The 14,675-nt window shown below is 39.7% G+C and carries 12 protein-coding genes; 6 read left to right on the top strand and 6 right to left on the bottom strand.

All coding sequences use genetic code 11. The annotated features are described in order from the left end of the window. Positions 1-3,180, top strand: coding sequence for a glycoside hydrolase family 2 TIM barrel-domain containing protein (locus tag LCM02_RS04540; RefSeq protein ID WP_224927138.1), 3,180 nt, complete (start codon positions 1-3; stop codon positions 3,178-3,180). A gap of 56 nt (positions 3,181-3,236) precedes the next feature. After that, positions 3,237-4,205, top strand: coding sequence for a ketopantoate reductase family protein (locus LCM02_RS04535; RefSeq protein WP_224927137.1), 969 nt, complete (start codon positions 3,237-3,239; stop codon positions 4,203-4,205). Between the two features lies 1 nt (position 4,206). Here the strand turns inward: LCM02_RS04535 and LCM02_RS04530 are convergent, their stop codons facing one another. Together LCM02_RS04530 and LCM02_RS04525 are read right to left on the bottom strand one after the other, a co-directional pair. Next, positions 4,207-4,734: a hypothetical protein gene (locus LCM02_RS04530; RefSeq protein WP_224927136.1), complete on the bottom strand. Its 528-nt coding sequence runs from the start codon at positions 4,732-4,734 to the stop codon at positions 4,207-4,209. Positions 4,735-4,755: 21 nt separating this feature from the next. After that, positions 4,756-5,109 (bottom strand): 4Fe-4S dicluster domain-containing protein, encoded by a 354-nt coding sequence (locus tag LCM02_RS04525; protein ID WP_224927135.1) that lies wholly within the window; start codon positions 5,107-5,109, stop codon positions 4,756-4,758. 60 nt (positions 5,110-5,169) lie between these two features. Between LCM02_RS04525 and LCM02_RS04520 the strand changes: the two genes are divergently transcribed. Next, a complete protein-coding gene (locus tag LCM02_RS04520; RefSeq protein ID WP_224927134.1) occupies positions 5,170-6,228 on the top strand; it encodes an acyl-CoA reductase in 1,059 nt (352 codons plus the stop codon). Between the two features lie 9 nt (positions 6,229-6,237). Here LCM02_RS04520 and folE read toward each other — a convergent pair whose 3' ends face one another. After that, the gene (gene folE, locus LCM02_RS04515; protein ID WP_224927133.1) at positions 6,238-6,903 is read right to left on the bottom strand and encodes a GTP cyclohydrolase I FolE; all 666 of its coding nucleotides are present in this window, start codon (positions 6,901-6,903) and stop codon (positions 6,238-6,240) included. Positions 6,904-6,981: 78 nt separating this feature from the next. Continuing rightward, on the bottom strand, positions 6,982-8,346 hold the full coding sequence (gene hisS, locus LCM02_RS04510) for a histidine--tRNA ligase (protein WP_224927132.1): 1,365 nt from the start codon (positions 8,344-8,346) through the stop codon (positions 6,982-6,984). 136 nt (positions 8,347-8,482) lie between these two features. Here hisS and LCM02_RS04505 point away from each other — a divergent pair, with 136 nt between their 5' ends. Continuing rightward, positions 8,483-9,889 (top strand): M20/M25/M40 family metallo-hydrolase, encoded by a 1,407-nt coding sequence (locus LCM02_RS04505; RefSeq protein WP_224927131.1) that lies wholly within the window; start codon positions 8,483-8,485, stop codon positions 9,887-9,889. 37 nt (positions 9,890-9,926) lie between these two features. Here the strand turns inward: LCM02_RS04505 and yidC are convergent, their stop codons facing one another. Then, the gene (gene yidC, locus LCM02_RS04500) at positions 9,927-11,849 is read right to left on the bottom strand and encodes a membrane protein insertase YidC (protein WP_224927130.1); all 1,923 of its coding nucleotides are present in this window, start codon (positions 11,847-11,849) and stop codon (positions 9,927-9,929) included. Between the two features lie 144 nt (positions 11,850-11,993). Further along, entirely contained in the window at positions 11,994-12,638 is a 645-nt protein-coding gene (locus tag LCM02_RS04495; RefSeq protein WP_224927129.1) for a rhomboid family intramembrane serine protease, read from the bottom strand. A gap of 148 nt (positions 12,639-12,786) precedes the next feature. Between LCM02_RS04495 and LCM02_RS04490 the strand changes: the two genes are divergently transcribed. Beyond that, positions 12,787-13,671 carry a lysophospholipid acyltransferase family protein gene (locus LCM02_RS04490; protein ID WP_224927128.1) on the top strand — a complete coding sequence of 295 codons (885 nt, stop codon included), beginning with the start codon at positions 12,787-12,789 and terminating at the stop codon, positions 13,669-13,671. Between the two features lie 110 nt (positions 13,672-13,781). After that, positions 13,782-14,675, top strand: a complete 894-nt coding sequence (locus LCM02_RS04485; protein ID WP_224927127.1) for a lysophospholipid acyltransferase family protein — start codon at positions 13,782-13,784, stop codon at positions 14,673-14,675.

Below are 14,675 nucleotides of genomic sequence, written 5' to 3'. Positions count from 1 at the left end.
ATGAAAATAATATCTATTGTTCTAATATTACTGAGTCTTTCAACTTGCTCCAAAAAGCACAAATACACGGATAAAGAAGTGCTCACTGATGCCGTTAAAGACTGGGAAAATCCTGAAGTAGTTTCGAGAAACAAAGAAAAACCACGTGCATCGTTTGTTCCATTTGCTTCCAGAGAAAACGTTCTGGCAAACAATTATGAAAGTTCTGCATTTTACACTTCCCTGAACGGTAAATGGAAATTCCATATCGTTGATAAACCCGACGAAAGGCCATTCTATTTTTACAAAACAGATTATGACGACGGTGACTGGAAAGAAATAGATGTTCCTTCAAATTGGGAACTTCAGGGCTTTGGTTATCCTATTTATACTAATGTGAAATACCCTCACGAAAAAACACCGCCTTTCATTCAAAAGCATTACAACCCGGTCGGCTCATACCGTACCACATTTCAGGTCAATAAGGAATCACTTAGCAGAGATCTATACCTTCATTTTGGAGCCGTAAGTTCAGCCATGAATGTATGGATCAATGGACATAAAGTTGGATATAGTGAGGACAGTAAAACCCCTGCCGAGTTTCTTATTAACGATTATGTTGCAGAAGGAGATAACTTACTTGCCGTTGAGGTGTTCAAATGGTCCGATGCAAGTTATCTTGAAGATCAGGACTTTTGGAGACTGGGGGGTATTACCAGAGATGTTTATCTGTTATCCAGAAACAAGGATCATATCCTGGATCTTGAAATTGGGGCTGATCTCTCGAATAACTTCTCATCCGGGGAGCTATCGCTGGATGTTCTGATCAAAAGAAGCACTGATAGGCAACTTTTTGTTCAGGCTGATCTGATGGATGACCAGGGCCAGAAACTGTTAAGCCGCAGGGAAAAGGTTGTACCTGAGGGACAACAGGGCTTTTTGCACCTGGAAGAACTGATTCATGACATCAGACCATGGAGCGCAGAAAAGCCAAATCTTTACAGATTGCTCCTATCCCTTGAGGATGATGAGGGTCAGATTCTGGAATATGTAAGTACACAGGTAGGATTCAGAACCGTTCAGATTGAAAATGGTTTGCTGAAAATCAATGGAAAGAAGGTTTATCTAAAAGGTGTTAACCTGCATGAACATCATGATAGAACAGGGCACCTTGTTGACGAAGCTACCATGATTAAGGATATAAAAACCATGAAATTACATAATATTAATGCAGTACGAACCTCTCATTACCCGCAACCGGAGAGATTCTATGAATTGTGCAACACCTATGGATTATATGTCATTGACGAGGCCAATATTGAATCTCACGGTATGGGAGCCGAACATCAAGGCCCTTTTGATACTATTCAGCATGTGGCCTACAGACCTGAATGGAAAGCTGCCCATCTGGACAGAATCAAAAACATGGTCGAAAGAGATAAAAACCATCCTTCAGTGATTATCTGGTCCATGGGGAATGAATGTGGCAATGGTCCGGTTTTTTATGAAGGATATGATTGGATCAAGAAGCGTGATCCGAACAGATTTGTCATGTTTGAACAAGCCGGACTGAACAGTAATACGGATATCGTGGGCCCAATGTATGCCACGATCGATCAGCTGGAACAATATGCCAAGGTTCACAAGGACCGTCCTTTTATCCTTTGTGAATATGCTCATGCCATGGGAAACAGTGTGGGAAACTTTAAAGAATACTGGGACATGATGAAGCAATATGATGTTTTACAGGGGGGCTTTATCTGGGACTGGGTGGATCAGGGACTAATCAAGGAAAATGACCAGGGAACCGAATACTGGGCATATGGAGGGGACTTTGGTCCGAAAGATGTACCATCAGATGGAAATTTTTGCCTGAATGGCTTGGTAGATCCCGACAGAACTCCAAAACCATCTTTGATGGAAGTGAAAAAAGTTCATCAGTTTATTGATTTCAGTTTAAAGAATGGAAACAGGCTCGAGCTGATCAATAACTATCATTTTTTGGATCTGTCTGAATTTTATTTGGTTTGGGAAATCCTGGAAAATGGAAAAGCTGTTAAATCCGGAAAGATTGATGAACTCAGTGCGCAACCAGGCTCTAGTTTTCTTACAGATCTGCCTTTTGAATACGATGCTAAAACCGGGGCTGAGGTTGTACTAACTGTCAGGATCCTTACAAATTCATCCAGCGGGCTTGTTCCAAAAGATCATTTAACCGCCTGGGAACAATTCATAATTGAGGATTCTGAGCCAATAACACTGCCTGTTGCCAAAAATAAGGTGATTGTATCTGAAGATGACAACTCGATCACCGTGAGCAATAAAGCCCTCAGAGTAGTCTTCAGCAAGGCGGATGGCATGATGAAAGAACTAACCGTTGACAAAGATAATCTGATTTACGATGGCCAGGGATTTGTTCCGAATTTCTGGAGGGCACCTATTGACAACGATTTTGGGAACGATCTCCATAAAAGATGCAAAGACTGGCGTTATGCAAGTAAAAACAGGATCCTGAAACGAATAGAATCTGATATTGAAAAGGGGCTCGTAACAGTACTTGTGGATTATGAATTCTTTAATGAGGCTCAGCAAAAAATGGCAGAAGTAGGACTGCAATACAAGATAAATGGCGATGGAATCATTCAGGTTATTTACAAATTATCAAAAGAAGAGATCAAGCTGCCTGAAACTCCAAGGATTGGACTGCAGCTGGTGCTAAAAAAGGAACTCAATCAGGTATCCTGGTATGGAAGAGGGCCATATGAAAGTTATTGGGACAGAAAAACGGGAGCCCCTTTGGGTCTGTATTCGGGAACTGTTTCCGAACAATACTGGCCTTATATCAGACCACAGGAAAATGGTAATAAGAGCGATACCCGATGGTTGACCTTGACTACTCCCAACAAAGATAAAGGCCTTAAAATTGTTGGTTATCCTTTGGTAGATTTTAGCGTTCACCACCAAATAATGGAAGATTTTGAATCTTTGGAACGAACCGATGGAAGACATCGCGATGGTGACCTTGTCAAGAATCGCCACACCATAGACGTGCGGGAAAGAGATTTGACTACGCTCAATATTGACTACAAACAAATGGGTGTAGGCGGAGATAATAGCTGGGGAGCCAGAACCCATCCTGAATATACCCTTGACGGCAGATTCTATGAATATTCGTTTTTTATTTTTCCCATTAACAAATAATAAACAATGTCGTAAGTAAAGAAGTGTATCGAAGTTTATCCGGTACACTTTTTCTTATGATAAGAATCACTACTTTTAAGGAAAATTATGACATGCATATCGTTATTATAGGTGTGGGTGGCGTTGGAGGGTATTTTGGAGGCAAACTAGCCCTGGCCGGTCATTCAACAACATTTATAGCAAGAGGAGCTACTTTTCAGGCTCTTAAACAAAAGGGGCTAGAAGTCAAAAGTATCAAAGGGGACTTTCATATCAACCCCAAGGTGGAGGACAATTTTGACAGTATCAGAAATTGCGAGCTTGTGTTGCTGTGTGTCAAATCCTGGCAAATTGAATCTATCGCCAGGCAGATCAAACCCTTGCTCCCAGCACATGCTACGGTCCTACCGCTGCAAAATGGAGCTGACAATGCAGAGAGGCTTCTAAAGATTTTAAACAAACGCAATCTGATTGCGGGCCTTTGCAGGATCGTAAGTAAAATTGAGAGCCCTGGGGTCATTGATCATTTTAGCTACGAACCGGAAATTGTATTTGGTGAAATAGATCATTCGCTAAGTGAACGGGTCAAAAAGATCAAAAGTGCTTTTGACCAGGCTGGTTTTAAAAACAGAATTTCAGGGAATATTCAACGTGATGTCTGGATCAAATTCTTATTTATAGCTTCTATCAGTGCTGCCGGGGCCCTGACCCGAAGTGTTCTTGGTGTGATGAGGGAGGATAATTATTTGAGAAATGTCCTGGTTCAGACCGCAAATGAAATTATCACGATAGGTCAGGCACTTGAGGTTGAACTTGTTGAACAAGACCTTGAGAAGTGTTTTGAGATCATCGATAAAATAGATTATAACACAACGATGTCCCTGCAACGAGATATGATGGAGGGAAGACCCAGTGAACTGGAAAATTTCAATGGTTTTATCGTTAGAAAGGGAGATGAACTGGAAATTGAAACTCCGGTAAATGATTTTATCTATTATTCCCTAAGGCCCATGGAATTAAAGGCCAGAGAAACGGCAAGGGGGTAATTTACTCGTAACCCAGACCTGCCATGGGGTCAAAGATCTGTGAAAACGCCGTATCGAAGGTATTGAGCACATTGATCGTGACATTGTTCCGTTTAATCAATCCATCCTGTCGTAAAATGTATTGTTCAAGGGTACCTCGGGGATTATGCATGCGCCTTCCGTTGTAATATTCTTTTTCAATAAAATCAGGGAATACGATCTGTTTGATGGTAACTCGGTATCGCCCACCGATTATATCCAGATAAAGAAAAGCCTCATAATCGTGTTGTGCGTATTCCGGAAGATTATCACCTATCAGTCTGTAGGGTTTGGTTTTGGTGGATTTGGTAAATTTCGAGATGTCAAGATCCGAGGTGAAATCATTGCTTTTTAACATTCGGTCCAGCGTTGCCTTATCTTCCAAGGGATACCATTTTTGCCAAACCAGCTTATAATCAATAACATAGAAGCTGCCTAAGGAATCCATTTTATGGAACTGTGAAAAAGCCTGTAAACTGAAAAACAGCAGTATAAAAGCGATTTTTTTCATTTTAATTTTAAACCTTTATCATTAGTCCTCCTGGTGCAGAAATCGTTTTTTAGCCAGTAACTCTTCGTCTGATTCAACATGATCATCATCCGGCACACAACAGTCAACAGGGCAAACCGCAGCACACTGGGGTTCGTCATGAAATCCCTTGCATTCTGTACATTTATCAGGAATTATATAATAAACTTCATCACTCACGGGTTCCTGATCCTCATCAGCGTTCACTTCCTTTCCATTAGGTAAAATAACATCTCCGGTTATTTCAGTTCCATCCGAATATTTCCATTCTTCTGCTGCTTCATAAATTGCCGTATTAGGGCATTCCGGTTCACATGCCCCGCAATTTATACATTCATCTGTTATAATAATTGCCATTGTTTTTTTAACTAAATTTGCGCACAAATATAATGTATCCACTAGTATTATCCTATCCGAATGACTGTTGAAGAAAGAATTGAAGCTTTTGCAAAACTGGGAGAATTTTTATCTCAGTTTCAACCTGATGGAATTGTAAACAATCAGCAGGTAGCACTGAACGATACATTTTTTGAACCATTCAATTTACAGATCAGCCGTGCTGCCGAGTATAATGGTTGGTTTACAAAGGACAATGTATTAACAGCTTTTTCAAGGTGGGGTAAAATACTGAATAAAAGCAATCTAACCAACTGGACCTCTTCTTATAATTTAGATACTATTGAGCCTAAAATGATTGGCGTCGTTATGGCCGGTAACATTCCATTGGTTGGATTTCACGACTTTTTGACCGTACTGATTTCAGGGCACAGTATCAAAGTTAAACAATCCAGTGCCGATAATAAGTTTCTGCCATTGATTGCAAAATATCTTGAATATGTGGCTCCGGATTTTAAAGGTAAAATCCACTTTACTGATGAAAAACTTGAAAATATTGATGCTGTTATCGCCACAGGAAGTAACAATACGGCAAGGTATTTTGACTATTATTTTGGAAAATTCCCAAATATTATAAGACGCAACAGAAATTCTGCCGCTATACTTACCGGAAAGGAATCCGAGGACGAACTCATCAACCTTGGTGAAGATATTTTCAGATATTTTGGACTAGGCTGCAGAAGCGTATCCAAGTTATTTGTTCCTGAAGGTTATGATTTTGACCCCTTGTTCAGTGCCTTGTACAGGTATAAAGATGTACTCAATTATGACAAATACGTCAATAATTACGACTATAACAAGGCCGTTTACCTGATGAGCAATTTCAAATTACTTGAAAATGGTTTTTTAATGCTGAAAGAGGATAAGAGCTACTCCTCTCCTATTGCCACCGTATTTTACGAATACTACAGTAATGACTCCGAGCTGGAACAGAAACTTAGCGATGACAAAGAATTGATTCAGTGTCTTGTAGGTAGCTCCGAAAAATCCGGAATGGTCTCTTTTGGCCAGACTCAAAAACCCGGACTCTCAGATTACGCTGATGGAATTGACACGCTTTCCTTCCTGGAAGGGCTCTAGATCCGCTTATTATTCAAATTTGGTGTCGAGCTGAATATAATCAAGCAATTCCCTCTTTACAGATTCTTCCTTGAATTTTCCGCCAAACTCAGAAGTAACGGTACTGCTCGCCGTATCACTGACTCCCCTTGAATTAACACAAAGATGTTTAGCATCAATAATGCAGGCAACATCCTCGGTACCCAGTGCTTCCTGTAAAGCCTGCACAATCTGCATATTGAGCCTTTCCTGCACCTGGGGCCTTTTGGCGTAATATTCAACGATCCTGTTCATTTTAGACAGGCCGATAACCTTTCCTTTTGAAATATAAGCTACATGGGCCTTTCCAACAATGGGCAAGAGGTGGTGCTCACAGGTGGAATACAGAGTGATATTTTTTTCAACGAGCATCTCTCCGTATTTGTAATTATTGTCAAAGGTTGATAATTTTGGTTTTCGTTCAGGACTTAGCCCCCCGAAAATCTCCTTTACAAACATTTTTGCAACACGAAGTGGCGTTCCCTTAAGACTATCATCATTCAGGTCCATACCCAGCGTGTGAAGGATATTTGAAAAATCCTTCTCAATAAGGTCTATTTTTTCCTTTTCAGTCAATTCAAAAGCATCCTCCCGAATTGGGTTGTTGGCAGAACTTGAAATATGATCATTTCCCATCTCGTCAATGATTTCGTTCATTTTATCAATTTTTCCTTCAAACATGTTCTTTTTCTTTTAGAAGTGCAAAAATACAATATTGTGATCAATTAAATGAGTTTAGGAGCCTATTAGTCGGATTAAATCATTGAGATTACAACTGTTTTGCTCTCCGGTCGCCATATTTTTTAATTTATATACACCCTCAGCCATCTCCTCCTGCCCAACCAGGATCACATAAGGTATGGACCTGTTATTCGCATAATTCATCTGTTTCTTTAGCTTTGCCGATGAAGGATACATTTCAGCTCGAATACCTGCATTGCGAAGCTCTTTCAAGGCTTTCATCGAATAGGCAGCTTCTTCAGTCCCGAAGTTTATAAAGAGTACCTCTGGTCCTGAACCGGGAGTATTTGAAAAAAGGCCAAGTTCCTCCATAACCAGATAAATTCTATCGAGGCCAAATGAAATTCCGACCCCGCTTATTCCCTTCAGGCCAAAAATCCCTGTCAGGTCATCGTATCGGCCACCTCCGCCAATGGAACCCATTTGAACTTCTGTAGCTTTAACTTCAAAAATGGCACCGGTATAATAATTCAGACCCCTTGCCAAAGTCAGATCAAGATCTAATACTGAACTTTTAAGGCCAAGCTGCTCTACCTGTTCAATCACAAAAGACAGTTCTTCAATTCCTTTTAAACCTTCTTCACTTTCAGCCAGAAGATCTTTTAATGCATCCAGTTGTTCTTTGTTACTCCCTTTCAGATCAAACAAAGGCATCAGTCTGTCCAGGGCCTCCTCGGAAATTTCTTTAGCTCGCATTTCTTTTAGCACCCCTTCAACTCCAATTTTATCCAGTTTATCCAGGGCAACGGTAAAATCTATCAACTTGTCTTTTGCTCCAATGATCTCAGCAATACCCGAAAGGATCTTCCTGTTATTCATTTTGATCACGGTTCCTTTTAGCCCGAGATCACTAAAAACAGCATCATATAATTGTACAAACTCAACCTCCTGCCATAAGCTATCACTTCCAACGACATCCGCATCACACTGATAGAATTCCCTGAACCTTCCTTTCTGCGGCCTGTCTGCCCTCCATACAGGCTGAATCTGGTAGCGTTTAAATGGAAAACTTATTTCATTCTGGCGTTGAACCACATACCTTGCAAAAGGTACGGTTAAATCATAACGCAAAGCTTTTTCAGATATCCTGGCGGTTAGCTTCGTTGCATCCTTCTGCTGGTAGAGTTCATCATCGACCTTTCTTAAAAAATCGCCCGAATTCAAGATCTTAAATATCAATCGGTCCCCTTCTTCCCCGTATTTTCCCATCAAGGTACTTGAATTTTCAAAAGAGGGAGTCTCTATGGGTTCAAAACCAAATAATTGAAAGGACCTCTTGATCGTATCAAAAATATAATTGCGTTTTGCCAATTCAGCAGAAGAAAAATCTCTGGTTCCTTTTGGAATACTAGGTTTCATTATCTCTCGAGTTTAATTCTTGTTTTATTCAGCGTTTCTAAGGCCCGAATGGGTGCAAATATCCGAAATTATTTCTTTTAAATATCATTTTTGAATTAGCAGTATTCAAAAGAAGTTTTTTTATCTTGCATCACCTATGAAGCCCCTATTGATTGCCTTTTTTCTTATGATTCCATGCTGCCTGTTTTCGCAGGAAACTGGAATTAAGAATCTGGATGGTTCGAGTGTTGCGATTGAATATATTTTACAGGATTATATCCAGATCCCTTCTGTAAGTGGAAATGAAAAAAAAGCCGGTGATTTTTTAAAAGAAATTTGTCGAAACAATGATCTGCACATTGCTGATTTTGGCTCGGAAGACGGGCAGTATAATTTTGCGGCATCCGTTTTTCCTTTAAGCACTCGCAAACCCAATATTATATTTTTAAATCATATTGATGTAGTTCCGGAAAGTAAAAGTGAACTTAGAGAGCCCTTTAGCGGTGATATAGAAGACGGTATTATTTACGGAAGGGGAACCATTGACAACAAAGGGGCCGCCATGATGCAACTCTATGGTATCATAAAAGCCATGAAGGATGAGAAGGTTTACAATAGTCCTTACAATTTCACCTTTTTAGCCGTTTCCTGCGAAGAAACTCAGTGTGAAGGCGGTGTCTCCTGGGTGCATCAAAATTATTTTTCGGATTTGAATCCGGTAGCGGTTTTGGGTGAAGGCCCCTCGGAGCTTACCAGTTTGATGGAAGGGGATTTCAAACAGCAGGTTTTCGGAATATCTGTGGTACACAAAAAACCGCTATGGCTGGAACTGACCCTGGAACATGGAACGAATGGTCATGGATCCATAACTCCCCTGACTTATGCCAATAAGGAACTAGTGGAAGCCCTGCAGCGCTTGACCCGTAAAAAGCCAAAAGCAGTGTATAACGACATAAATACACAATTCTTAAAAGATATGGCGGAACATCATAAGGGAGGAAAAAAAATTGTTTTAAGACATCCCAGGCTCTTTCGGCCGGCGCTGACCCCTCAATTAAGAAAGCATCCGGAATTATTTTCTCTTTTCACCAATACGATTACCCTAACCAATATTTACAGCAACAGTAAGTCCGTAAACAAAATCGCATCAATGGCTGGTGCCCAGCTGGATTGCAGGCTTCTTCCCGAGACAAATGAATACGAATTTATAGGCATGATCAGAAAACGACTGAAGAATGACAACATTAAAATTCGTGTCATTAAAAAAATGCCTTCCGACGTAATAAGCAGTACAAATACGGTATTCTACAAAAACCTTTCTGCGGCTATTCAACGAAAATATCCCCAGGCCAGGACCATGAGTATGATGATGCCTAATGTGAACGACCTGGGTTCCTTCAGAGCTAAAAAAATTCCCTCTTACGGCACCTTACCCATTATTTTTGATACGGAAGAAGTACGAAGCGTTCACGGAAAAGATGAGCATCTGCATATCCATTCCCTTTATGACGGGGCTGATGTTTTTGAAAATTTTATCAAGAAGATGTCCCGCGAAGAAATATAACCTTGATAATTATCCTCTTTTTCTGATATTAGCTTGATTATCTCCCTCTCCTTTGCCTTTCCTGTTGTTCCTGGGCCTGTTTCATGGCCTCATCAAGACGTTGACGGAATGCGCTTTTCTTCTTTTCAGGACGTTTCTTGTTTTCCTGTATTTGAGCATGGATCTTGTCTTCGTCAAGAATAAAGTGCTTGATCACCAGCATAATGGCAATCGTCAACAAGTTGGAAACAAAGTAATACAAACTCAAACTACTTGCATAGCTGTTGAAAAAGAACATCATCATGATGGGCGAGAACCACATCATCATCTTCATCATTTTCTGCATATCGGGCATTCCTTCCTGCTGTGGCTGCTGCATATTCATCTGCTGGCTCTGGGTCATCTGCATGTAAAAGAAAATAGCAACCGAAGCCAGAATCGGGAACAAACTAACATGGTCCCCGTAAAATGGTATTTTAAACGGAAGTTTCAATACTTCATCATAAGCTGAAAGGTCATCTGCCCATAAAAATCCATGCTGCCTGATATCTATATTGGCAGGGAAAAATCTGAAAAGGGCAAAGAAGACAGGCATCTGAATAAGTGCCGGTATACAGCCGCTTAAAGGGTTTACCCCAGCCTTTCGCTGAAGCGCCATGGTTTCCTGCTGACGTTTCATGGCATTCTCCTTACCTTTCCATTTGTCATTGATCTCCTGCATCTCAGGTCTTAGGACCTTCATTTTGGCACTTGAAAGATAAGACTTGTATACCACAGGTGACATGATGATTCGAACTACGATGGTCATCAAGATGATCACAATTCCAAAGCTCCCAATAAACGAACTTAAAACACTGAAAACAGGAATAAACACATACTTATTGATCCATCGGAATATTCCCCATCCCAAACTTACAATCCTATCCATTTGTTTTCCTTTGTACTGGCTAAGCACGGCGTAATCAACAGGCCCGTAATACATGTTCATATTGTAGGCAAGTTCTCCGTTTTTGGCTTGCAAAGGGATCAACGCCTGGTATTGCTTGGTAAAAACCGTATCCGTATCCTCGTTTTTAACAAGGTTTTTGGAAATCAGTTTTGCCGATTCGAACTTGTCCTCTGCCAGAAGAACAGAAGCAAAAAACTGCTGTTTAAAAGCAATCCAGTTCACATCATTGACATCCTCTTCATCCTCGTCGCTCATGGCATTCATATACTCAAAGGTGCCATTTTCAAGATAGCGCAGATCCGTATACTGATTTTCGTATTTAACGCTTTTCTCTGTTCTTAAGCTTTTTAACTGCCAATCCAGATTGATCGCCTGGCTGGTATTAATGGCCGATTCCATACCCTGGGTACGTACGGCAAAATCAAGCATATAATCATCAGGTTTTAACTCGTAACGGTATTCGAGATACTGATTAGATGAAACTTTCAATTTCATTGACAAAACTTGATTGTTGCCATTTGATGTCAGCGTTGGTTCAAAGTAAAGATCTTTGGTCTGAAGATTCCTGTTGTCCTGGGTAGCGAAAGACATGTTAAAAGAAGCATTCTGGTCTTTTATAATGTACAGCGGAAGTTTGTTGAAGGTTTTATAGTTTTTCAATAAAACCTCTGTGATCTGCCCACCTTTGTTGGCTACCTTTATCTGTACCAGTTCGTTTTCAATAATCGTTTCTGAATCTGTTGCTGATGGCAATCCTGCACTGTAGGCAAATACACCAAGCCTGTTTTTAGCCTGTTCAAATGCAAGCGTATCAGAAGGACTAACCGGCGATTGTTTAAAATCAGCAGTTCCTTGACTTTCAACGGTCTGTGATTCTTTAACTGATTGATTTATTGAATCCTGAACCTGCTCTGCTCTCCGTTGTTCTATTTGCTCTGGAGTGGGCTGATTGGTATAAAAATAATATATCATGATCGCACCTAAAAGCACGAAACCTATCAAAGAATTTAGATCAAATTTTTTTTCTTCCATTGTTTTGTTTTTCTACGCTTGGGATGATTATCCATCACTTGTATTCATTAAAACATCCCGTCACTTCTATTTTTGGAAATGTTCGGCAAATGTAGTAAAAACAAGGAAATTAAAATTTATAAAAACAGAGAAATTACAAACCTTCTAACTCCTTTCAAGTTTATCCTTGAAAACAAACATCAGAATAATTGGAACAGCCAACAAAATAACAATCAACAGATTATTCGATAATATGCTCGGATAGAAAATAATCGCAAGCAGATATCCTCCTATGGCACCACCTATATGTGCGCTGTGGCCAATGTTTCCCCATTGCTTTTTCATTCCGAAAATCGAATATAAAAGGTATCCGACCCCAAAAACGTAAGCCGGGATAGGAATAGGGATAAAGAACAAATACAGGTTCATCCCGGGGTTCAGCATGATGGAGGCATATACAATACCCATAACGGCCCCCGAGGCACCCACTGCACTGTAATAGGGTTCCTTTTTATGAAAACTTAAGGCAAAGAGACTTCCGGCGAGTAAGGAACCAAAATATACGGCCAAAAACTTGGGAACACCAATATACTTGATCACGGGGTCAGCAAAGAAATACAAGGTCAGCATGTTAAAGAACAAATGTGATTGATCTACGTGCAAAAAACCTGAGGCGAGAAGCCTTATTTTTTCACCTTTTATGATAGGCCCTATCTGAAACTTATAGCGCTCAAAAAACATTCTGTCACTAAACCCTTTCAGAGAAACGACAACATTAGCAACAATGATTACGATCACGGCAGTATTCATGAATAACAATTTCGAATTCTAAACTGAAAATTTAGAAAAATTTACGATTACGAATTTATCAATTAAAAAGTAATTAGCAGGAGCGAGAGGCATTTTTTATGGAAAAGAAATAAAAAAATATAGCGATATTTGAACTCAAATTGAAACGATGCAATTACTGGCGTATATCCTGCTCTATCCACCATTATGGCTGATTTCAATGCTTCCCATGCGAGTATTGTTTGGGATCTCTGACTTGCTGTATCTGGTTCTTTATTACCTGGTGGGCTACAGAAAAAAAGTAGTACGGAACAATTTAAAGCTTTGTTTTCCTGAAAAAACTGATGAACAGCGCCTTGCCCTGGAAAAGGAATCATTCAAACATTTTGTTGATGTTTTTATGGAACTCATTAAATCCTTTACAATAACAGAAAACGAAATTTCAAAAAGGCTTTCTATATCAAATCCTGAACTACTCGACGAATATTATCGGGAAGGTAAAAGCGTGATTTTTCTTTCCGGGCATTATGCCAATTGGGAATGGGTCTCTTTTATTGTGGAAAAAAGCCTGAACTACAATATGAGCGTGGTCTATAAAAAACTGAAAAACAAATATTTTGACAAACTCATTAAACGCACTAGAAATAAATTTGGGGTAAATTTTGTCCCTACCAAGGATTTTTATCCACAGATATTGACCAATCTAAAGAATGAAAAAATTCAGGCCTATGGATTTTTGGCGGATCAAAGCCCAAAATGGGAGAAGATCAAATACTGGGGTACTTTTATGGATATTGAAGTGCCGATTGTGATTGGACCCGAAACCATAGCCAGAAAACTCGATCTCCCTGTATTCTATTTTCAAACTGAAAGAGTCAAAAGGGGGGTTTACAGATCAACGTTTATACTCCTTGAAGACAGGCCAAAATCAGCACCGCTATATCAGTTAACCAATAAATATGTTGCTGAGATGGAAAAACAGATCCGAAAAGCTCCCGAGTTCTATTTCTGGACCCATAAAAGATTCAAGCACATGGGGAAAAAACCGAAATAAGGCCAACCTCTTTCACATATTTATTTCTGGCAGATGACATCCCTTTTTTTCAAATAGTTTTTGAAAATTTAGACGCCGGAATCACTTTTTTACCTGATATTTGCCCACTAATGTTGCAACTCATTACTTATCTTATCGCCTATCCGTTTATCGTTTTGATCTCGATACTTCCTTTCAAGGTATTGTATCTTATTTCTGACTGCCTTTTTTTGATACTCTACCACTTGATAGGATACAGAAAAAAGGTGGTACTTCATAATTTAAAAATTGCTTTTCCTAAAAAACCTGAGTCTGAGCTAAAGAGAATCAGAAAAGAGTTTTACCATCATTTCCTGGACATTTTTATGGAAATGATAAAGACTTTCAGTATATCAAATGAGGAAATCCTGAAAAGATTTAAACTTACCAATCCTGAGGATCTGAAAGCCTTTATGGATAAGCATGAGAACATTTTACTAATGAGTTCTCATTATGGCAATTTTGAATGGTTGTTCAGTTTGAATCTCAGCGTAGATCACCATGGCTTTGCGGCCTATAAAAAAGTCAGGAACAGATATTTCAATGATTATATTGTGCGCTCAAGAAGTAAATTCAATACCACCCTGGTTCCCACGAAGGAAATGATGGAACAGCTAGCTAAAAACGACGCTACAGGTGAAAGATACGTGTATGGGATGCTTGTGGATCAATCTCCTAAACTTCATAAAACATATCATTGGTCGAATTTCTTTGGAGTCGAGGTACCCGTTATTACGGGTACCGAAATGCTTGCCAAGAAGTATGATTACGCGGTAATGTATATTGAGACCACAAAAATTAAAAGGGGCTATTATGAGGCCAAAATGGAAATTTTAAGCGAAAATCCAAGGGAAGTCCCTGACTTTGGCATTACGGACCATTTTATGAAAAAGCTCGAGGCTCATATAAAAAGAGAACCCGCCTATTATTTCTGGAGCCATAAAAGATTTAAGCATATGAGGCTTGCCAATGAAGAGAAAGAATAA

The organism is Lutimonas saemankumensis, from assembly GCF_020171465.1.
GTDB classification, from domain to species: Bacteria; Bacteroidota; Bacteroidia; order Flavobacteriales; family Flavobacteriaceae; genus Lutimonas; species Lutimonas saemankumensis.
Note: the sequence above shows the minus strand (reverse complement) of the source record. Positions and strands in the feature narration are given on the sequence as shown.